Annotated in this window: 19 protein-coding genes and 1 tRNA gene; 16 read left to right on the top strand and 4 right to left on the bottom strand. The window is 59.9% G+C overall.

The window, feature by feature from the left end; genetic code table 11:
• Positions 1-47 precede the first annotated feature (47 nt).
• Both C8D82_RS17005 and C8D82_RS17000 read right to left on the bottom strand, forming a co-directional pair.
• Entirely contained in the window at positions 48-314 is a 267-nt protein-coding gene (locus C8D82_RS17005) for a hypothetical protein (protein WP_116885491.1), read from the bottom strand.
• Positions 311-2,569 (bottom strand): portal protein, encoded by a 2,259-nt coding sequence (locus C8D82_RS17000; RefSeq protein ID WP_116885490.1) that lies wholly within the window; start codon positions 2,567-2,569, stop codon positions 311-313. Before C8D82_RS17000 ends, C8D82_RS17005 begins: the two co-directional genes overlap by 4 nt.
• Before the next feature lie 417 nt (positions 2,570-2,986).
• Here C8D82_RS17000 and C8D82_RS16990 point away from each other — a divergent pair, with 417 nt between their 5' ends.
• The 3 genes from C8D82_RS16990 to C8D82_RS21945 all read left to right on the top strand — a co-directional run bounded on the left by C8D82_RS16990 (position 2,987) and on the right by C8D82_RS21945 (position 4,537).
• A complete protein-coding gene (locus tag C8D82_RS16990) occupies positions 2,987-3,457 on the top strand; it encodes a hypothetical protein (RefSeq protein WP_116885488.1) in 471 nt (156 codons plus the stop codon).
• A gap of 1 nt (position 3,458) precedes the next feature.
• Complete coding sequence (locus C8D82_RS16985) at positions 3,459-3,872, top strand: hypothetical protein (RefSeq protein WP_116885487.1); 414 nt, start codon at positions 3,459-3,461, stop codon at positions 3,870-3,872.
• Positions 3,873-4,111: 239 nt separating this feature from the next.
• Positions 4,112-4,537: a YaaA family protein gene (locus C8D82_RS21945; RefSeq protein WP_243402533.1), complete on the top strand. Its 426-nt coding sequence runs from the start codon at positions 4,112-4,114 to the stop codon at positions 4,535-4,537.
• A 169-nt stretch (positions 4,538-4,706) separates the two neighbouring features.
• Here C8D82_RS21945 and C8D82_RS16975 read toward each other — a convergent pair.
• Positions 4,707-4,782, bottom strand: a tRNA-Glu gene (locus C8D82_RS16975).
• 177 nt (positions 4,783-4,959) lie between these two features.
• On the opposite strand from C8D82_RS16975, the gene gltX reads away from it, so the two are divergent.
• The 9 genes from gltX (at position 4,960) to C8D82_RS16930 (ending at position 16,829) form a co-directional block, all read left to right on the top strand.
• Entirely contained in the window at positions 4,960-6,429 is a 1,470-nt protein-coding gene (gltX, locus tag C8D82_RS16970) for a glutamate--tRNA ligase (RefSeq protein WP_116885485.1), read from the top strand.
• 150 nt (positions 6,430-6,579) lie between these two features.
• Positions 6,580-7,071: an RNA polymerase sigma factor gene (locus C8D82_RS16965; protein WP_116885484.1), complete on the top strand. Its 492-nt coding sequence runs from the start codon at positions 6,580-6,582 to the stop codon at positions 7,069-7,071.
• Positions 7,064-7,705 (top strand): hypothetical protein, encoded by a 642-nt coding sequence (locus C8D82_RS16960; RefSeq protein WP_116885483.1) that lies wholly within the window; start codon positions 7,064-7,066, stop codon positions 7,703-7,705. Before C8D82_RS16965 ends, C8D82_RS16960 begins: the two co-directional genes overlap by 8 nt.
• Before the next feature lie 9 nt (positions 7,706-7,714).
• Complete coding sequence (locus C8D82_RS16955) at positions 7,715-10,792, top strand: hypothetical protein (RefSeq protein ID WP_116885482.1); 3,078 nt, start codon at positions 7,715-7,717, stop codon at positions 10,790-10,792.
• Positions 10,792-13,068 carry a hypothetical protein gene (locus tag C8D82_RS16950; RefSeq protein WP_116885481.1) on the top strand — a complete coding sequence of 759 codons (2,277 nt, stop codon included), beginning with the start codon at positions 10,792-10,794 and terminating at the stop codon, positions 13,066-13,068. Before C8D82_RS16955 ends, C8D82_RS16950 begins: the two co-directional genes overlap by 1 nt.
• Complete coding sequence (locus C8D82_RS16945; protein WP_116885480.1) at positions 13,065-13,742, top strand: hypothetical protein; 678 nt, start codon at positions 13,065-13,067, stop codon at positions 13,740-13,742. The genes C8D82_RS16950 and C8D82_RS16945 overlap by 4 nt, the downstream gene beginning before the upstream one ends.
• A complete protein-coding gene (locus C8D82_RS16940; protein WP_116885479.1) occupies positions 13,742-14,674 on the top strand; it encodes a CsgG/HfaB family protein in 933 nt (310 codons plus the stop codon). Before C8D82_RS16945 ends, C8D82_RS16940 begins: the two co-directional genes overlap by 1 nt.
• A 389-nt stretch (positions 14,675-15,063) precedes the next feature.
• Positions 15,064-15,891, top strand: a complete 828-nt coding sequence (locus C8D82_RS16935; RefSeq protein WP_165833157.1) for an AraC family transcriptional regulator — start codon at positions 15,064-15,066, stop codon at positions 15,889-15,891.
• Positions 15,888-16,829 carry a DMT family transporter gene (locus C8D82_RS16930; RefSeq protein ID WP_116885477.1) on the top strand — a complete coding sequence of 314 codons (942 nt, stop codon included), beginning with the start codon at positions 15,888-15,890 and terminating at the stop codon, positions 16,827-16,829. The genes C8D82_RS16935 and C8D82_RS16930 overlap by 4 nt, the downstream gene beginning before the upstream one ends.
• A 36-nt stretch (positions 16,830-16,865) precedes the next feature.
• Here C8D82_RS16930 and C8D82_RS16925 read toward each other — a convergent pair whose 3' ends face one another.
• On the bottom strand, positions 16,866-17,324 hold the full coding sequence (locus C8D82_RS16925) for a MarR family winged helix-turn-helix transcriptional regulator (protein WP_116885476.1): 459 nt from the start codon (positions 17,322-17,324) through the stop codon (positions 16,866-16,868).
• Between the two features lie 180 nt (positions 17,325-17,504).
• Between C8D82_RS16925 and murA the strand changes: the two genes are divergently transcribed.
• The 4 genes from murA (at position 17,505) to C8D82_RS16910 (ending at position 20,761) form a co-directional block, all read left to right on the top strand.
• Positions 17,505-18,785 carry a UDP-N-acetylglucosamine 1-carboxyvinyltransferase gene (gene murA, locus C8D82_RS16920; protein WP_116885475.1) on the top strand — a complete coding sequence of 427 codons (1,281 nt, stop codon included), beginning with the start codon at positions 17,505-17,507 and terminating at the stop codon, positions 18,783-18,785.
• A gap of 66 nt (positions 18,786-18,851) precedes the next feature.
• On the top strand, positions 18,852-19,025 hold the full coding sequence (locus C8D82_RS21385) for a hypothetical protein (RefSeq protein ID WP_165833156.1): 174 nt from the start codon (positions 18,852-18,854) through the stop codon (positions 19,023-19,025).
• 300 nt (positions 19,026-19,325) lie between these two features.
• On the top strand, positions 19,326-19,865 hold the full coding sequence (gene nusG / locus C8D82_RS16915; protein ID WP_116885474.1) for a transcription termination/antitermination protein NusG: 540 nt from the start codon (positions 19,326-19,328) through the stop codon (positions 19,863-19,865).
• A 92-nt stretch (positions 19,866-19,957) separates the two neighbouring features.
• Positions 19,958-20,761 carry a glycosyltransferase family 39 protein gene (locus C8D82_RS16910; protein WP_116885473.1) on the top strand — a complete coding sequence of 268 codons (804 nt, stop codon included), beginning with the start codon at positions 19,958-19,960 and terminating at the stop codon, positions 20,759-20,761.

The following is a 20,761-nucleotide window of genomic DNA, read 5'->3' as shown; positions in this document are numbered from 1 at the left end:
CTTCCTTTCCTGCGCCGGGCCGCCGGTGGGCGGTGTCCGGCAGTGTGTTAAAAGAATCCGGGCGGGGCCTTGCGGCCGGTCTCCGGGTTGATTTTCTTCAATTCGTCTCCCTGTCGGCTGAGAAGCGCGATCACTTCGTTGAATGCTACCATTCTTCCCTGCCAGTGGGAAAAGTCGGCGGGAGAAACAAGCATCATGCGCAGTCCCATCTGGACAAGTTCATCCCGCCACTGTTCGAGTACGATCTTCATGGAGGGATTGTTTCTCAATGCCTCCAGCGCTTCGAGATAACCGGGCTTCAACTCCTGATTCATCGTGCATCCTCCCTGGTTGCCTGACGCTGCATTTCAGGCCCTCCGGGGACCGGCTGGCCTCCCTGCTGCCGTTGTGCGGCCTGAATCTCTCCTGCCAGCGCCCGCTTGGCGCGGTCGGCTTCCTGCGGGGAAATCTGTCCGGCGGCAAGCTGTTCGTCGATCTGCTGGATCGCGGCCTGCAACTCGTCGCTCTGAGCGGCGGCGGCCTGCTGCTGCAACTGGAGCTGCTGCTGTTGGGCGGCGAACTCGGTTTCAGAGGTAACGATATCATTCACCGGCATATCGAGGGTGCGGACCACCTCGCGGGTGAGCGCTACAATGCCTTCCGGCTTCAAAATCTGCTGAAGGAGCGGCGATTGCAGTACCAGCGAGAAGAACTCCCGGCGGCGGATCTGCGACTGTTCCTTGAACGCCAGTCCGATTGCGCCGCGCGCATGGATTTTGAAATCCCCTTTGGCGGAGTTCGGCACCTCCGGATCGTTGATCTTGTCGTAGTAGAGGTCGCGGATCAGCGGTTCGTAAAGGCCTTCGTCGATGTTGTTGATCGGGTCTTTGATCTGGTTGCTGGCGGCGTCGAGCAGCATGGAGAGGCCGGAGGCGGTCCCGGCTGCGCCATTTTCCGCGCCTTTGCTGACTCCCTGCGAATATTCGGGAATCCCGGAAATCCGGTCGGCGAACACCAGTTCTTTTTCCAGCTCCCGGCTCAGGGAATCGGAAACATCCGGAATCTGCATCAGCTCGAAAGGCTTCTGAGCGCCATAGTATCCTGAACCTGAAACAAACCACTGTTTGAATGGAGTGATCTGCAAAGGCTCTCCGGGTTTGAGGCGGACGGCGTCGGTGTTGATGATGACCTGAGGCGCACCGGCCAGCGCCAGATTGTTGTTCCGCGAGCGCATCAGCGAGTTGACCGATCTTTGCACGTGGTGCAGCAGGTCCGCGATGCCTTCGCCCCAAATGCTGTCGATGTTGGCGCGGTAGCTGGCGGAATAGATGTACCGGCTGGCGGCGGAGAGCGAGCAGTAGATGCAGTGATTCCGCACGACCACCGCGTACACCTCGTAAAACTTCAAATCTTCGAGCTGGTCAATATCCTCCACGCCGTCTACACCGGCGATCCGGACCTTGACCGCCGCCGCGTCCTCTTCGCTTTGGGCGATGCCTTCGGCGGCGGCCTGCTGCAACTTCTGCTCAAACTCTTCGGGAGATAACGGGACCTGCGGCGAATCCGGATAAAATTCCGCAGCCTGCACAGGTGACATTGAGCGTACACACCAGCTTTTGAGCAGCCTTCCGGGGACTGCGCCATAAAATTCGAGCGCGGCGATTTTGCCGTTTTGCCGGTACTGTTCCTGATCGAACAGCTTTGCTTCCGGGTATGCTGCCAGCGGATCGGTTTCGTCGCCAGGCTCGGCGGCGGAGGAGTTTTCGGCGATCACCGCCGCGATCTCGGTGGCATTGTACCCGGAAACTCCGGCCAGCTTGCCCAGCTCGCTCAGCGAATAGAGTGAAACGATCACCAGATTGCCGTCGTCGACTTTCTTCTGCCCGGCGGCGGGAAATACGTGAAGCGGAGAAATCCGCTCGAACCGGTATCGTTCCACCTCCTTTTCGACGAGCCGGACCGCGCCGGAGTCTTCCGCGCTTTCGACCATGGAAACATGCTCGATGCGCTTCACGCAGCGCAGGAAGGCGGCGGGATAGGGGAGCAGGTCGGCGAGAAACTCGTTGAATGCGCTCTTGAATCCGCCATCCACCAATTCATCTTCGATCAGCCGCTCCATCTCTTTGGCGGCGTCGGCGGCGCGTTCGTTGCGGTACTGGACCATCAGCTCACGGACATCGCGGGCATATTCGTAGGCATCGTCCGGCGTCATCTGCAATCCCATCGCGGTAATGCGCTGCATTTCCGCCATCGTGGCCTGCACGATCTGCTGCACGAGGGGATCGGAGAGGTCGGGATCGGGAGTAGGTTCAATGGCCCAGGGCTTTTCCGAACCTCCGAGGATTTTTCTGATCCATGCCGCGCCGGTGGTGCATTTGATCTTGGTGATGGGGTAATAGGAGTCGGAGCCGCCGACACTGTGAATGTAGGCCAGCTCATCGGGCGAGTATTGCGCGTCGAAGGCGAGCTTGGCTCTGAGCAGCCGGTCGGTGACGGCGGCGCGCGCTCTGGCGTTGGCGTCATAGACGCGGCGTATGAATGCGGCCAGCTCGTCAGGGTTCAGGTTCAGATTTTCCGGCGAATCAAACATGGTTCCTCCTGTTTGGGAACCAATGTGCCGCGATTGTCAAGCGAAGTGTCGCCGCCTGTCCAAAAAATTTTCACTTCTGCGGAAAATGGCCCGGAGACGTGCGCGCGCGAACTCCACTCCCTCCCGTCCGCTTGTGTGCCTTTTCCCGTGTTCCGGCCTGTGCCGCGCCAGCGGCGCTTCCCGGCCCCCTTTGGCGTACTTTCCGGAATGTATATTCTTCCCCCGGCTATCTTGCATCATCACCCCCCTCCTGTATCCTCCCCCCTCTTCTTCGCCGCAATATTCGCAAACGGCCAGAAGACCGCCCGAATTTTTTGTTTTTTAAAAGTATATTTTACCCTGTTTAGCTGCTTGAAATATACGAAAAAGAGTATATATTAATATCAGAAACAAAGAAAAATATACGAGGTTTGAAAAATGGAAGTTTATCACGCGACCAACAGCAAGTTCGAGAAGTTCGACAACCGGTTTCTCAACAGCCGGGATGAGGGTTATTTCGGTGAAGGCTTCTACTTCGTGGATGAACTTCAGCACGCTTGGGACATCCAGCGGCAGCTTGAAGCCCGCTACCTGCTGACCTGCGAAGTGACGGATAACCTTTACGACCTCGATCTTGAAGATGACGCAGCCGCGATTGAAAACTTTCCGGCTCCTGAAGAAGTCAAGGCGCAGATGCGGGAAATTGCGGAGTACAACGGAACTTTTTTCAGGTCCGGTTCGGGCGAGGGCTTCGGACTGGAAAAGCACCTGAAAGCTGCCGGTTACGCCGGTGTGCGGGTGCTGAACCGGCTTGCCTCGGTGGGATTGACGAATTACGTCGAGGTCGTCGTATTCGACGCGAAAGATATCGAAATCACTGAAATCGAAGATGAAGAAAGCGAGGATTGAGATGAACAACGAAGAACTGAAACAGATTCAAGCGGACCTTGCGCTGACGAATGCGGCGTTTGCGGAAAAGCTGGCAATTTCGGAAATCACTTTGAAAAAATACCGGACAGGAGAAATTCCGGTTTCGGATGCGCGGCTTTCGACGGCCCGACTGCTGAAGCTGGAAAATGACCTTGCCGGGGCGATGAAAATCGAGCGCGACATCGTGAAAATGGTCCGGATCGCGTCCACAGGGGACAAACAGCCGGTCGAGTTGATCCACGAACCGGAGAAATACCGTTTCCGCTGCGGAGAAATTGAGTTGAGCTACCGCACCGGCTTTATTGAGGTTCGCTGCGAAAACCGCAAGAACAAGCTCGCGGAAACTCTCCGCAGCATGGCGGAGGGTTGGAAAATCGGAGAATTGGGCCGATGAGCCGCCCTAAAAAGATTGTCGAAGCGCGGGAGTGCGTCATTTGCGGTGCCCCCGCGCTGCCGGAGCGGAAAACCTGTTCCGATGCCTGCCGGGATGAACTTCTCTCCCGGCTGGCCCGGAGCCGTCCGCAGAAGCCCCGGAAGCATCGCACAAGAGCGGTAAAAATTCCCTGTCTCTGGTGCAGGAAAGAGATTCGTTTCACTCCAGCACACCAAAGAAAATATTGTAGCAAGGAGTGCATGGTGAACTATTGGCGCGCGCACTTCAAGCCGCTGCCGCCGGGGACCTGCGAAATCTGCGGACAGCCCTGCCGCCGTCATCATCCGACGTGCGGGCGCAAAGAATGCGTTTCCGCTCGTCTGCGGAACAAAGTGCAGCGGAAATGTACCGAGGCCATGATGGCCGCCGCCCGCGCGTCGGAGAAGTGCCGAAAAGGGCCTGAAAACACACATGCGAAAGAGTGGCGCTTGTGCTCACCTGCCGGGGAACTCTTTGTTTTCCGAAACATGAATTATTTCGTACTGTCCCATCCTGAATTGTTCCTTCCTGAGCATTTGAGAATCCTGTCGAACCATAATCCCTACGCAGCAACCATGCTTCGCCTGCTCCGTCCGGGCGTGGTAAGACACATGGAAAGTTGGCAGGGCTGGACGTGGGCCGACTGAACCGCAGGAATAAAAAAGGAGCTTGAACCATTTTCGATTCAAGCTCCCTTTATTTTTCAGACCGTTACATACAACATTACATACAATTCTGCCTTAAATAGACTGCTTCGGCTTAATTGAGTATCACGCTCATTTTTATAGTAACCTGTTTATGATCAAGGCAAAAAAATGGCATCCCCATGGGGATTCGAACCCCAGTTGCAGGGATGAGAACCCTGTGTCCTAGGCCTCTAGACGATGGGGACGCTAGTCGTATCAACTGATGATGTTACTTTAATGTAGTTGAAATTCCGGAAAAGTCAACCGGGAATCTGCAAAAAAATAAAAATATCCCGCCCCGTTCCCTGCCGAAGTTTGCAATCCCCCGCAAACGATTGTACATTTATCAATTGCAATAACCCATTACCGGAGATTATCATATCATGAGTGAGACTTTCAACGAAGTCAGAACCCGCTTCGCCCCCAGTCCGACCGGCTTCATGCACGTCGGCAACCTGCGCACCGCTCTCTACGCCTATTTGCTCGCCCGTTCCAGCCGCGGCAAATTCGTGCTGCGCATCGAGGACACCGACCGGAACCGCCTCGTCAAAGACGCCGTCAAGGTCATCTACAACACCATGAAGCTCGCCGGGCTCAGCCACGACGAAGGCCCCGACGTCGGCGGCGAATACGGCCCTTACGTCCAGAGCGAACGCAAGCCGCTTTACAAGGAGTATGCCGAAGAACTGGTCAAAAAAGGAGCGGCCTATTACTGCTTCTGCGATAAAACCGAGGAAGCCGCAGAAGAGGAACACGCCTCCGAAACCGTCGGCTATGACGGCCGCTGCCGCAAACTCGCTCCCGCCGAAGTCGAGGCCAACCTCGCCGCCGGCAAGCCCTATGTGATCCGCCAGAAAATCGACAAGGAAGGCTCCACCACCTTCCACGACCTCGTGTTCGGCGACATCACCATCGAGAACAAGGTGCTCGACGACCAGATCCTGCTCAAGCGCGACGGCATGCCGACCTACAACTTCGCCAACGTCGTGGACGACCACTTGATGAAGATCAGCCATGTGGTGCGCGGCTCCGAATACCTCCCCTCCACCCCGAAATACAATCTGCTTTACCGGGCGTTCGGCTGGCCGGTTCCGCAGTATGTGCACCTGCCGCTGATCATGGGGCGCAACGAGGACGGCACCATCGCGAAACTCTCCAAGCGCCACGGTTCGGTCAGCTTTGAAAACCTGCTCGAAGACGGCTATCTGCCCGGCGCGATCATCAACTATATCTCGCTGCTCGGCTGGTCCCCCAAGAACGACCGGGAGCTTTTCACCCTCGCCGAACTTGAGGAAATCTTCAATGTGAACGGCCTCAACAAATCCCCGGCGGTGTTCGACTACGACAAGCTGCGCTGGATGAACGGCGAATACATCAAGCAAATGCCGCTTGAGGATTTCACCGCGCAGGCGGAACGCTTCGCCGGAGTCGACGGCACCCCGCTTCAGGCCCGGTGGCCCGAAATCGCCCGGCTGCTGCACCAGCGCGTCGAAACCTTCCGCGACATCCCCAGCATGACCGGCTTTCTGCACCGTCTGCCGGAATACGAGACCGCCCTCTACAACCACAAGAAGAGCAAGTCCAATCCGGAGAACGCGCTGGAGACCCTCAAAGAGCTTCAGCCGCTGCTCGACGCCGAAAACGACTGGTCGCTCGACCGGCTCAACGCCCTCGTCAGCGATTACGCCGCCAGCCGCGAGGTGAAGCTCGCCCGCGTCGCGTGGGCGCTGCGCATCGCGGTGGCCGGGCTTGCGGTCACTCCCGGCGGCGCGCCGGAGATCATGAACATCCTCGGCAAAGAGGAATCCATGCGCCGCATCGCCGGGGCGATCGCCCTGCTCGGCGGCAACTGACACATTTCCCGTCACGTTCGGCCGCCTCCTGCCGGGGCGGCTTTTTACGTTTTCATCGAAAAAGTTCCCGGTCCGGCCCGCCGCCGCTAAGAACCGCTTCCCTCCCCGCGTCTTACACTGCGAAAACGGAAAATTCACAAGGTTACTTCAATGGATGATCGCGAAGCGGTATTCAATCATCTGATCGATGAACATCTGCCGATGCTGCGCAGCGTGGCGTACCGGATCACCGGCAACGCGGCGGATACGGATGAGGCGATTCAACTGGCGCTGCTGTCGGCGTGGAAAAAATTCGACACGTTCCGGGGCAATGCGAAAATGTCGAGCTGGGTCTACCGGATCACGGTCAACGCCAGTTACGACATCCTGCGGGCGCGGGAGCGCGAATCGCGCAAACTCGCCGCCTATGCCACCACTCCGGCCGTTCCGGAAAACGACAGCTCCGATGTGGAACGGCTCGAAGCGGCGATTGCGGAACTTCCCGAACTTTACCGGGAAGCGATCGTGCTGGGCGTGCTCAGCGATCTCGACGGGAGGACCGCCGCCGAACGGCTCGGCTGCTCCCCCAACACCTTGTATCAGCGGATTCACAAGGCCAAACAACTGCTCCGGCAAACATACCGGGAGGTGCAATATGAATAAGGACAGAATCGACGAACTGCTCGAACAGGCCCGGGAAAAACACCCGGCCCCTGCTTCGGAATTCTGCTCCGCCACAGAATTCAAGCAGATGTTTTTCCGGCGCTCCCGGATGCAGAGCGCCAAGGCCCGGCCGCTGCGCCGCGCCATCTGGGGTCTGGCGGCGGCTTCGCTGCTGCTGATCGCGGGAGTCGCCGTGCAGCTGGCCTCCGAAGAAAAGCGGCAGGCGCAGGAAGGCGAAGCGGCGGACCGGCTCCGGCAGCTGGTCGCATTGTTCAGTCCGGACAGCGGCATCGGCATGGTCAACGGCGAACCGGTCACCTTCGACCGGCAGAACGGCCGTCCCACCCGGATGGTCGAACTCGCCGTCTACGACCGGAACGACCGGCAAGTAGCCATATTGGAGCTGGCGGCCGGCGCCGACGATTATTTCGAGCTCACGGCAGATCGCCTGAAAGGGGCAATCAGCCTGCAGCGGGGACCGGACCGGGACCAGATTCTGGAATTCAGCCTCGCCCTGACCCTCGGCAACGGTGAAACCGTCAAATTGCGCGACATCGGCGTAATGAAAACAGGATGTAATTATACCGCCCGCGATGCGGATTACCGGATCGAGAAACGTTTACTCAACATTTAAGCCGGAACCATGAAACACCTGATCATCCTGTTCTTTTTCCTTGCCGCGCAACAGGCGATGGCTTCCACGGTCGCCCTGCTCGGACGCGGCGAAGCCGGGCAGAACCTGGCCGACCGCATTTTCGCGTCAAGCCCTGAATTCGACTTTGTCGAGCGCGACCGGATTCAGGCGGTGCTTCAGGAGCGCAAACTCTCCGGCGACAGGCTTGATTCCGTCGCTGTCCGGCGTCTCGCCCCGCTGCTGAAGGCCGATCTTTTCGTACTGGTTTCGGCGGATAAGGAGGAAGCGCGGGCGCGGCTGCTGATCTTCGAACCGGCCAACGGCTTCCGGCTCGCGGACAAGCAGCTGCCCGCCGAAAACCCGGAGCAGGCCGCTGCGGGGCTGATCCGGCAAAAACAAACTCTCATCGAAGCTCCGGGGCAAACAGTGTTCCTGTCGGCCACCGGCATCCGCGACCGTGCCCTGCCCCGGCGCCACTGGATCGACGCTCACCGCACCGCCGACGAATTCCAGCGGCGGCTGTTGCGCCTCGACCGGCTCGTACTGCTGGAACGCGAAGAACTCGACACCCTGATCCGGGAGCGGCAGTTGACCGGAAGTTTCGGCAAACTCGCCGCCGCCTCCCGGCTGCTGGCGCTGGAGCTCGGTCCGGGCCGGAGCGCCGACGAATACTTTTGCCGGCTGCTGCTCTACGCGCCGGGAGGAACCGTGCTGTTCACCGCCGAAGCTTACAGCACCGGGGACGATCCGGCGGGAACCCTGCTCGAAAAGCTGGCACACTACCTGAAACGCACTCCCCCTCCCCCCGCTGCCTCCGACGACCGCAAAGCCGAAGCTGCCCGCTTCTTCGAGGAGGCCCGCTGGTACAAAAGCAGCCCCTTGGAAGAAGAGCAGCGCATGATCGCCCAATACCGTACCGCCTGGCTGCTCGATCCCGACAATCCCGAATACCGCCGGGCGCTGAATACCCGCCTTGCCATAGGTTACCGCCGGTCTCCGCTGCCGGTTCCGCTTCTGCTGGAACGTCTGGAGCTGGTCAATGCGGTGCTCGGTCCCGAATTCGGCGATCCGTGGACGTTCCGGCGTAAAGTTCCCCGGGGCACTCCCCACCTTTCCAGCGAACCGCTCGACCAGATCCTGTATGCGCTTTATGAACAGCGTGACCGCCTCACGCCGGAACAGCAGTCCCGAATCCGTCCCGTCGTCGACGCCTACCGGGCATATCTGCAACGACGCCACACCAAACTTCGGGAAGAACTGTTGAGCCTGAACCGTCCCGGAGATATTCACATTTCCCTGTACCATTATGTGCACGGTTCACTGAAATTTCTACAGCCGGAGTTCTATTTCAACCCGGCGCTCTGCATTACGCAAGGAAGCAGGCAAATCGCGGCGATGTTCAGGGATATCGCCACCTGCCGGGAAAAAAAGCCGGTACCCAATTCAATTTACCTGAACGACGAGCACTCCAACACCCGCGGGCAGCTTCACGCCTACCTCAGGCTGTTGCCGCCGGATGCCGCCGCGCGGCAGGCCCGCGTCTGGGCGCCGCAGTTCCGGCAGGAGGAACCGGCCGGCTTTCAATTGCTTGCGGAATGGCTCGATCTTTATGCGGCCCTGCGGGAAGCGCCGCCGCGTACCCGTGATGAACTGGCAGGCGTATTGCGTCCCGTCCTGCTGCGACGCAAGCCGTGCCGCCTTCCTTCCGAACACGACGAGCTTTGGACGGAGCTGATCGAAGATGCCGGAATCAAGCCGGACGCCGGCTTTGCCGCCTGGCGGTTCATATCGGACCTCCTGCGGGAGCTTGACAGCCGTTCCATCCCTCCGCCTCCCCCGCCGGTCGATCGTTTTTCCTCGGAAAGAGTGCGGAAGTTCTTTGAACGCCACCGTCTTATGCCTTTGCTGGCACAGGCCGTCGAATACAGCCGGAAACCTTACGCGGAGCAAGTTTCCGCCCGAATCGGCGCTCTGGACTTTCCTCCCACCCATTTCCCGCCGTGGAGTGTCGATCTCGCCGCCGAACTTCACCCGGAGTTTGAGATCCGCCGGCTCTATCCGGCCGCCGCCTCCCCGGACCACCTGCTGATGCCGGTCGCCGGAGCGGCCCAGGACGCCTCCGGTTCCGTCTGGCTGCTGCTGAAGCGCAGCAATGCGTTGACGCTGCATCGGATCGACCCGGCCTCCGGGGCAAATGCCCGCATCCATGCGGTCACCGACCGTCAGGTCATGGACCGGCTTGCGAAACCCGGCGGCAACCGGCTGTCCCTCTCCGCCGGAAGCGCATTCCTGCGGCTCGGCGACATGGTGGCGGAACTTCCGCTCGACGGGGCCCCCGTCAGGCTCCACACCGACCTGCCCGGCAAGGTGGTCGGCGTGGAACGCAAGGACGACCGGATCTGGTTCGCGACGGAGGGGATCGTGCTCTCCGGCAGGACGGATGGGACGGGACGCCGGGTGCATCTCTCCAAATTCGACGATACCTGCCGCGCATTCCCAAACGCCGACCGCCGATACCAGTTCCGGCTTCGCGGATTCTTCGCCGAACCGGGAGAACCGGACCGCTTCCTGCTGATCGGCGAATGCGGTTTCGTCCGCTTCGACGCCGACGCCGGAACCCTCGAACCGCTGCTGCAGTCGCGTCTGCTGCTGCAACCGCAGCACGAAAGCATGGACAACATCCAACGCTCCGGCGAAAGCGTGCTGCTCTGTACCAACCACCCCGATTTCTATGCGGTCGCCTGTTGGAACCTGAAACAAAAATCGGGGGAATTCCGCTGCGGCGGCAAGCGGGAACCGCAACTGCCGCGCAACCTGCTGCTTCCCGCCCGTGAGACCCCGCCGGTGCAACGCTGGCAGAACCTGCCGCCGTTATGGGGCGCCGCCTGTTTGCGGAACGGGCTGCTGTATACGTCGGGCGGCAACCACATCCGCAGTCTGCTGTTCCGCCCTGATGCTCCCGCCCGGACACCTTTCTGGTTCTTTCCGCAGTTATTCACGCTCTTTCCCGATCCGGACGGACGCTCGATACTGCTCGTCACCCGTCACCAGCTATTCAAGGTCACACCCAAAGCGGAGGTCTTATAATGCGTTTTCCCTCACTTCTTCTGTCGGCGATTCTGCTTCCGACTCTCGGAGCGGCAGAGCTGGAATACCGGTTCCTGCCGGAAAAGGGCGGCTGGCATGTCTCCGCCAATACGCCGTATGACATTCCCGAGGAGTACTGGTACGAAATTTCCCCGGAAGGAAACAGCGTTCTGCTCCGTGCCGAACGCAACAACCAGACCGCATTGACTTTGGAGAATACGGTGGCCATACCGGGAAACTATACGCTTTCCGGCGAACTGCGTTCCCTGAGCGGTCCGGGAGCGCGGTTCAAAGTGACCTTCGGCGGCGACAATCCTGATTACCGGGTCTGGCGCGGTCCCGATACCCAAGGCACTCCCGAAGCCCGGGAGGCGCAAAAACATGCCATGTGGATCGAAAGGCAATCCCGGGAGCTTGCCGCCGACAACTCCAATAGCCAGTGGCGGAAATTCCAACTCACGTTTCCTGTACCGGATGCGGGCAACTGCCCGAATTGCGGCCGCAACCGGCGATTTGACCGCATCTTCATGACTTTCCTGCTGATATCGGACGACGAACAGGCCATGACCCGGAATATGGAACTGGAGCTGCGCAACCTCAAACTCACCGGTCCCGGTGAAATATCGCAGCCGCCGCCAACGCCGAAAAAGGCAGCCGGGCAGAAAACGCCGGTCAAACGCGCCGAAACGGCGGAACCGGAGAATCCGGGCAATCTGTTCGACGCCCGGCCGATGCTGAAAAGCGGTTCCATGCGGAATCCCCCCTTTTCGCCGGCGGGACGGCTGACGCCCGAACAGCTCACCCGGCTCAACCCGGATTTTTCCATCCGGCCGATTTTCCGGTATCCGTCGGAACAGGAGCGCAGATATTCCAGATATTTGCGTTTTCCCCCCGCCGCCTCCAGCCGCGGCCCTTTTGCCGCCGCCACGATATACGACGGGAAATTCTACGGCATCTGCCGCAACGGCAAGCAATCCGAACTGTGCGAATACGATCCCGCCTCCGGCAAATGGCGCACGCTATGGCGAAACACCGCACCGGAAAGTATTGACAACTATCCTTACGGAAACGGCAATGTGCCATTGCTGCACACCGGGGCCGTAATCTGGAGCGGCTACGGCGGAATCCCGGCCAATGGCGGCGCCCCGGCTCCGCTGCCTGATTTCTTCCGCCGTCCCGGAACCTACGCCCTGCTCGGGCGGCAGTTCTATGCCGCCGGTCCCGGTCCCGGGCAACTGCTGAAATTCAAACCGAACGGCAGTCCCGATCAACCATTGGTATTGGATCGGCAGAACCTGCCTCCCGGCAGATTGGAAGGGATCTGGAGCTATCCCGACTCCCGGACATTGCTGGTGCAGGCCGGCTCCTATCTGTATGAAATTCAACCCGCCACCGGTGCGGTCCGCCGGAAACTTCAGTTCCATGGCATTCCCCGCATCATCGACACGCCGCTGGGCCATATCCTCACTCCCCGGCAGGACTACCCCGCACTGCTTGCGGTCGACGGCGGGCCCGGACAACCTTTCCTGGTGATTGCCGGCCCCCCGAATTTCATCCCCGGAATGCGGGTGCTGCCGGGAGCCGCCGACCGCAACCTTCCGCCAAAGCTCAAACCGCTCGGCCTCAAGGGGCAGTATCTGCTGTTGCGGGACGAATACCATCGGCTCCTGCTGATAAATCTCGTCCGGCCGGAGCGGTCACTGATGCTGCGGGGCATCGGCTTCGGGCGTTTCCACCTCTCACCCGACGGAAATACGCTGTGGCTGGAGGGAGAGGACGCACTTTATGAAATCGCGCCGCGCGGCGGATGGGGCAGCCGGCCCGACAGTCAGGAGGGAATCACCGTCGAAGATCTCCGGCTTGAACAGCAGGGAGCGGCAAGACTCGACCCGGCGCAGGCGCTTCAGCAGAGTTTCGCCACCGACGCGGACCTTTTCCGGGTGCGTCCCGTGCAGAAAGGCAAGCACCAGGTGCTCGAATTCACGGCGGAGAAGATTCCGTTCGAGTGCCGCGTGTCGCTGCAGTTCAATCCGGAACTGACCGCGGGCAAATCGCTGCGGCTCATCTTCAAGCCGGACGACCTCGCCCGGCAGCTGCCTGCGCTGCGCGTCGGGGAAGGCGCCAATTCCGGCATCAGCCCGCTCGCCGCCGACGGCACCGTCACGCTGCGTTCCGGCTCCGGCCTGGTGGAACTGATTCTGGAAAAGTCCGACCAGCCGGTCACCTTCACCATAGATACGGTCCTGATATCCAAAGGAAAGGAATTCCTCCGATGAAAACGATTCCCGCCTGCTTGATGTTGCTGCTGCTCGCGGCAGCCGGACACGCCGCCGAACCGCTCGACCTGACGACCGGGCGCGAAGTCACCGTCCCGGTCGAAGTGCACGGTTCCTACCAGCTGGTTGCGGCCAACGGCCGGGTGCTGGCGGCCGGCACCGCCGACGGCTGCCCGGCTTTCTACCTCGCCGCCCTGAAACCGGGCGCGTCGGAACAGGTCGACCTGATCGCCGACAACATAAAGCAGCCGCTGCTGTTGCATTCCCCCCGGCCGCTCGCCGGACTCAAAGCCCGGTTCGACCTGCGGCCGGCACTGCGCCGGACTCTGCTGGATGCCGGGTTGTCCGCTGCCGGAGAGTGTCCCATCCTGTTTACGGACACTTTGTCCGGCGATGGGAACGCCCGGCTCCAGCTGCTGTTCCCGACCCGTTCGGACCTGCCGCTGGCGCTGCCGGAAAATTGGCGGGAAATCCGGATGGTCCGCGCTAAGATTCCCGGCACGCTCGGCGTCTTATACCGTGAAAAGCAGGAAACAATCGACCGGACGGGACGCGCCTCCTATATCGAACTGCGCGACGGCCGCCGCCGCCTGATCGTGTTCTCCCCGGAGTTCGACCCGGCCCGGCTGGAAAATATCATACTGATCCAAACCATATTAAAGGAGATGAAATAATGAACAGATTGCTGATGATCCTCGCGGCGGTATTCACCGTCCACAGTGCCGCTGTTGCGGCCGATCCCGCCCCGCAGCCGGAGACGGCCTCCCTGCCGGTTCCGACCATCGCGGTGCTGCCTTTCGACTCGCGCGGAGCCAGGGCGCAGGATGAAAATCTCGGCAAATCGATCGCCGAGCTCCTCTCCGTCGAACTCGCGACGCAGGGAGATTTCGAACTGGTCGAACGCGCCGAACTCGACAAGATCCTGACCGAACTGCACCTTTCCGCCACCGGGCTGGTGGACAAGGAGACCCAGCTCAAGCTCGGACAGCTCACCGGCGCGAAAATCCTGATCACCGGCTCCGTATTCCGCAGCGGCGACAACAACTACGTCGTCGCCAAGCTGATCGGCGTCGAAACCGGCAAGGTCCTGCCGGCCGCCGCCAAAGGCGGCAGCGCCGCCACCGATCTCGTCTCCGAGCTGGCGGTCAAGGTGGCCGGACAGCTGACCGCCCGTTCCCGGCAGCTGATGCCCAGGCCGAAAACCGCGCTCTCCGTCGCCGGTGAACTCTCCGGAACCGTCAAGGGAAACGGGCGCAAGGTCTACGTGAAGATCTCGGAGAGCATCAGCGCCCCCGCGATCGATCCGGCAGCCGAAACCGAGCTCAAAAAGCTGTTGATCGCCCTCGGCTTTGAAGTGGTCGAAGACCGGCAGGACGCCGAATTCCTGTTCCTCGGCGAAGGGCTGGCCACCGATTCCGGGCGTTACCAGAATTTCTCCAGCTCAACTGCGCGGCTCGAACTCAACCTTTACAAAGGCAAGCAAATATTGCTCTCCGACCGCCAGAAGGAGACGGTCGCGGGGCCGAGCTATGTGATCGCCGCCAAGGACGCCCTCGCCCGGTGCAGCCTTGAACTGGCGCGCCGGATGCTGCCGGCACTCAAGTAAACAAACCGCCCGGCGGGTATCCGCCGGGACTCCACCGGCGTACCGGCAAGGTGCTGCGCGACTCCCGGACCGGCGGGACAAAGGAACCGGAAGCTCCGACACGGGACACGGCCGATCGGGGTAAGGCGGTCCGGGAGGTATCAAGGGGTCCGGCTCCGCCAAGGGAGGCAGCCAACGCATGAGTTTTTCTGTTGCAATGCGTTTCCAGTCCGGACCGGAGCTCCGGGACCGGCGCCCTGCTCCCAGGAGAAGCGCAGTACCTTACCGGTATGCCGATGGATTCAGCAGGCGGGGAATCACGGATTTCCCGCTTTTTTGCTTCCCTGCAAGATCGTACAAGACATTCCTCCGGCGCGGTGATATATTATGCGTGCAAAAGGGAAATTATCATGTGCCGTGAAACCAGAACCATCCAGCGCGACCCGGAGCTGAAGATCGAAATCTGCACCTTCCGGGAAGTCGTGCACCGTTTTCCGCTCCACTTCCACGACCACTATGTGATCGGCTGCATCGTCAGCGGGAGGCGCAAGCTGTTCTGCTCCGGAAAAACCTTCGAGGTGAAACCGGGCGACCTGCTGCTCTTCAATCCCCGGCACCCCCACTCCTGCGAGGAGCTGGACGGCTGGCCGCTCGACTACCGCAGCATCCATGTTTCCGGGGAAACCATGCGCGCAACGGTCGGGGCGATCACCGGAACGCCGGAGCTGCCCGTGTTCCGGGGCCCCCTCCATCCGCACAGCGAACTCGTGCCCCTGCTTGAAGAGCTGCACGAGATGATCCTCCACAACGACCATCCGTTCCGCCGGGAGGAGGCGTATTTGCTGCTGGTGGAAACGCTGCTGCGCGACTGTTCACCGACCGTACCGCTCCCCCCGGCTGCCGTGCCGGAGTCGCAGCTCGCCGCCGTCAGCCGTTTCCTGGAAACCGGCTACGCCCGCAACATCACGCTCGACGAGCTGGCACACCGCACCGGCATCGGCAAATACCGGCTGCTGCGCGCTTTCACCCGCAGCCGGGGAATCTCCCCATGCCGCTACCTGGAATCCATCCGGATCTCCTGCGTCGTCAAGCTGCTGGCACAGGGCTTTCCGTCCGCCGAGGCCGCCGTGCTCGCCGGCTTCGCCGACCAGAGCCATTTCACCCGCGTTTTCAAGCGGACGATCGGCGTTACCCCCGGCCAGTACCGCCATATCTTCACGCCGGAGGCCAGGCCATGACGTTCAGCCGGAACGCCGCCGGACACCTCGCCGCGCTGCTGACCATCCTGATCTGGGGTACCACCTTCATTTCGACCAAAGTGCTGCTGCGCAGCTTCTCGCCGGTCGAAATCCTGTTCATCCGGTTCACCATCGGTTATCTGTCGCTGCTGGCCTTTTTCCCGAAATTCCTGCCGTTCCGGGAGCTTCGGCACGAACTGTACTATGCCGGAGCCGGCCTCAGCGGCGTCACGCTCTATTTCCTGGTGGAAAACATCGCCCTGACCCATACGCTGGCCTCCAACGTCGGCATCATGGTCTCCGCCGCTCCGCTCTTCACCGCCCTGCTCGCGTGGCTCTGGCTGAAGCGGAAACGGCCCGGCGGCCGGTTCTTCCTCGGCTTCGGAGCGGCGATCGCCGGTATCGCATTGATCGTATTCAACGGCAACACGGTCCTCAAACTCAATCCGCTCGGCGACCTGCTGGCGATACTGGCCGCGCTGATCTGGGCGGTTTATTCGATCCTGACCAAGCTGATCGCCGGTTTCAACCTGAATATGGTGCTGTGCACCCGGCGGATCTTCTTCTACGGCTGGCTGTTCATGATTCCGGCGCTTTTCCTCTTCGGCTTCCAACCGGAGACAGCGCGCTGCTTCGAATGGCTCAATCTCTTCAATCTGCTCTTTCTCGGCTTCGGAGCCACCGCCCTCTGCTTCGCGGTCTGGAACTGGACCGTCAAAGTACTCGGCCCCGTCGAAACCAGTCTCTATATCTATCTGGTTCCGGTAGTCACCGTGCTCTCGTCAGCCCTGATCCTGCGGGAACGGCTCACGCCCGCCGCCATCGCAGGCACAATCCTGACGCTCGCCGGCCTGCTGATCTCCGAGGAACGCCTCCGGCTTCCCGGGATTCGCACATGGCGTTCCCTTCTGAAAAAACAGACAACCCGGCCGGAATAAACCGCCGGGCTGCCTTTGGGAAACCGCAACTGCAATCTATTTTTTATAGGGCTGCATGAAAACCCGGAATTTCTCGACGGTGGAGATAAAGCTGTCGCGGTCGGCAGCCGGAAGGGTCGCCAGAAACTCATTGGTCAGATTCTCGAAATTCTTTTCCCCTTCCGCGAAGCGCTTGCGGCAGGAGTCGGCCAGGCTGATTGCGACGGCACGGCGGTCCTGCGGGTTGTGGTCGCGGCGCAGCACGTCTTTGCGTACCAGGGCGTCGACCATTTCAGAAGCGGCGGCGGGAGTGATCGCCAGCGATTCGGCCAGGACTTTCAGGGTTACGCCCTCCGGATAGTCGCGATTGAGGACATGAACGTTCTTGATCATTCTCAACTGGTTGAACGTCAGGGAAAAGAGCATTTCATCGGTGATCGAGATATTCATGTTGCGCATGATATCCGTCACCTCAAACATCTTACGCCACAGCGGAATGACTTCTTCACTATTCATTGATTGACATCCGGTTAAGTTTTTTTGAAATTAGGCCATCCTTAACATACTGCCTTCAATAATATTTTCAAGTCCTTAATGAAATAAAAACGGCGGTAAATTCATATTTCCGGTTGACATAAGACAAGTTGGAATTAAATTTACAGCATGGCAAAGCAATAGAATGGAAAGCTGGGGTTCATGCAGAGTTTGAGAGTGAAGGGCGGCGCGGAAATCCGCGGTTCGGTTACGGTAAGCGGCAACAAAAACGCGGCGCTGCCGATGATCGCGGCGCTGCTGCTGGCCGAGGAGGAGTGCGTACTGCGCAATGTGCCCGATATCCTCGACGTGCGCACCATGCTGGACATCGCCGGAGAGCTCGGGGCGGAATTCTCCTTTAAAAACCACGTGCTGAAATTCCGCTGCCGCGACATAAGGACCACCAAGGTATCGCGCGAAATGTGCTCCCGGAACCGGACCAGCATCCTTTTCGCCGCTCCGCTGATCGCCCGCTGCGGCGCCGCCGAGCTCTTCCCGCCCGGCGGCGACGTGATCGGCCGCCGCCGCCTGGACGGGCACTTCTACGGACTGATCAAGCTGGGTTCCGCGATGTCGGGCGATGAAACCTACCGCTTCCACGCTCCCGGCGGGCTTTTCGGCCGCGAGCTTTTCCTCGACGAAGCGAGCGTAACCGCGACCGAACAGATCCTGATCGCGGCGGTCACCGCCAAAGGCAAAACCACCTTGTACAACGCGGCGGGGGAACCTCACGTGCAGGACCTCGCCCAACTGCTCAACGCGATGGGCGGCAGGATCACCGGGGCCGGCAGCAACACCATCGAAATCGAAGGCGTCGAGAAACTGCACGGCTGCGACTACACGATCGCGGGCGACCATATCGAAGCGGGCAGCTTTCTCGCGCTGGCCGCGGCGACCGGCGGAGAACTCACGGTGCACGGCACCGCGCCCCGCCACAACTGGATGCTGCGCCGCGTGTTCGAGCGGCTCGGCGTCGCGATGGAGCTTTATTCGGACCGGATCATCCTGCCCGGCGGCCAGCAGCCGAAAATCCAATGCGATTTCGGCGGTCACATCCCGCAGATTTCGGATGGCCCGTGGCCGCAGTATCCGTCGGACATGATGAGCTGTTCGATCGTCGCGGCCACCCAGTGCACCGGCACGGTGATGTTCTTCGAGAAGATGTTCGAAAGCCGGATCTACTTCGCGGACCGGCTGATCAGCATGGGAGCCAACGCGATCGTCTGCGACCCGCACCGGGTGGTGATCACCGGCAAGGCACAGCTCCACGCGGTCACGATGTCCAGCCCGGACATCCGCGCCGGAATGGCGATGGTGATCGCGGCGCTCTGCGCGAAGGGGACCAGCACGATCCATTCGGCGGAAGTGATCTACCGCGGCTACGAAAACCTCTGCGCCAAGCTCACCGCCATCGGAGCGGAAATTGAAGAACTTCGCCCCTGATCCCGCCGCGGGCTCCCCTGCCCGCTCCCCTGCCGGAGCGGGCTTTCAGGTGATTTGCCTTCTCAAGTGATTGCACTCATTGCGATTTTCCGGATTTTTCTGATTTTTTCCCGAAAAACATTTGGAAATGATGCGGCACTGACGGTCATTCCGCACCTTGCCGGCATCCTGCGCCCGGCTTGCAGGACACTGATGATGCAGGAGGGCATTTTTTTCCGAACGGCGGTATTTAACAATTGATTTTCCGGACAAACGGACTATATTAAGCGAGGTTTATCTTATTTGGGAAAAAGGATTATGTTTTCGGCTACAATATCTGCCTGTTTTTTTGATCGCGGGGAAAATGTGTCCGGGAACCGTAAACCGTTTCTGATTTGTTTCCACTGCCGTAAATTTCCAGATTGAATAGGATTTACGGTTATTTATTTTCAGGCGGCGCCGAAAAACAGCCGCCGTTGACACGGCATCCTTACTCGGTCGGGACGATCAAGTGAGGATGCCACTGCATGGGAAAAATCCGCCTCTCGGCCTTAAATCCGCATGGATAAAATCGATATCGTAAAACAGCCGGAACGTCACTGGGGATATGCTTATCTGCACCCCAGGACGGAGAAAATGGTTGCGCAAAAACTGCGGAATGCCGGGATCGCCTGCTATCTGCCGGTGGTTCCCCGCGCCTATATGATGCACTCCACCAAAGTGATTACGGAAGTGCCGATGTTCCCCGGCTATCTTTTTCTGTGCCTGGGGCGTTTCGAAGCCGCCGACCTGAAGATCCGGGAAAAGAAAATCGTCAAAATCGACCTGCAGTTCGACGAAGGCCGGGAAGCCCTGCTGATCGATGAACTTCATACGCTGCAGCGTTGTGAGGCGCTGGCGAAAACGGAGCCGATCCTGATCAATCCCGGCATCCGCCACGGGGATAAGGTGCTGATCACCTCCGGCTCTCTGGCGGGGCTGGTCACGGAGGTGGTCCGCCGGGACGACGCCCACGATGCGATCATCGTGAATGTAACGCTGCTGGGACAGCATATCGAATACCGGCTTCCCGCCGAAAAACTCAAGAAGTTGACGGAATAACGCTTCGAAGCACAATACGCAACCCCAAACACGTCTGAACTGTTTCCTTTCCGAAACAGTCTGTTCTTTTCGCATTTCTCAATGCGGCAGTGATGATCCTGACTCCACTGAAAAATTTTATCATCTCCACCTGTCCTGAAAAACTGGACAAGCTGAGCCGCTTCCGGCATGGCTGGGCATGGCTGCTGCTCACCGCCCTGACGGCGGGAGGCGCTTTCCGCTTGTGGCGCCACTGGGCGGAGCCGATGATCTCCCGCGACGGCGTCTTATACCTGCGTCAGGCGGAACTCTGGCTGACCGGCGGTTTTCAGGCGCTGCAGGGAAGCGAGGCCGCCTGGATACCGCCGCTGCTGCCCTGGAGCGTCAGCCGCGGCATGCTGTGCGGTCTTTCCGCCTATTCCTCCGGAATTCTGGTCAATGTTCTGACCGGAAGTTTACTGATTGCGGCGGTGTTTCTGCTGGCGGGGGAATTTTTCAGAGATAAACGTCTCGGAGCGCTGGCGGCACTGTTCTGTGCATTTGTTCCTGAATTCATACAGCTTTCCGTGGAAATCCAGCGCGAATCCCTGTATCTGCTTTTCATGACGCTGGCGTTATGGCTGGCTGTCTGCGGCTTCCGGCGCAGAAACCGCTTTTACTGGGGCGGAGCCGGGGCCGGGGCTTTTCTGGCAGCACTTGCCCGGTATGAGGCGCTGGAGCTGTTCCTTTTCATTCCGCTTTTTCTGCTGGGTCGCCTGTGGCTGAATGCGGAAGAGCGCCGTGAAACCGGTTGGGCGCTTCTGCTTTTCCTGCTTGGCGGAGCCGTCGGTGGAATCCTGCTTTCTGTATTGCTCGGGATTCCGCTGGAATACTACACGGAAGCCTTTACGGGGCGGTTGCGAGGACTGTGGGGCTGA

This window comes from Victivallis vadensis (assembly GCF_003096415.1).
In the GTDB taxonomy this organism is placed as follows: domain Bacteria; phylum Verrucomicrobiota; class Lentisphaeria; order Victivallales; family Victivallaceae; genus Victivallis; species Victivallis vadensis.
The sequence above is the reverse complement of the archived record's forward strand: the minus strand, read 5'-3'. Positions and strand labels throughout refer to the sequence as shown.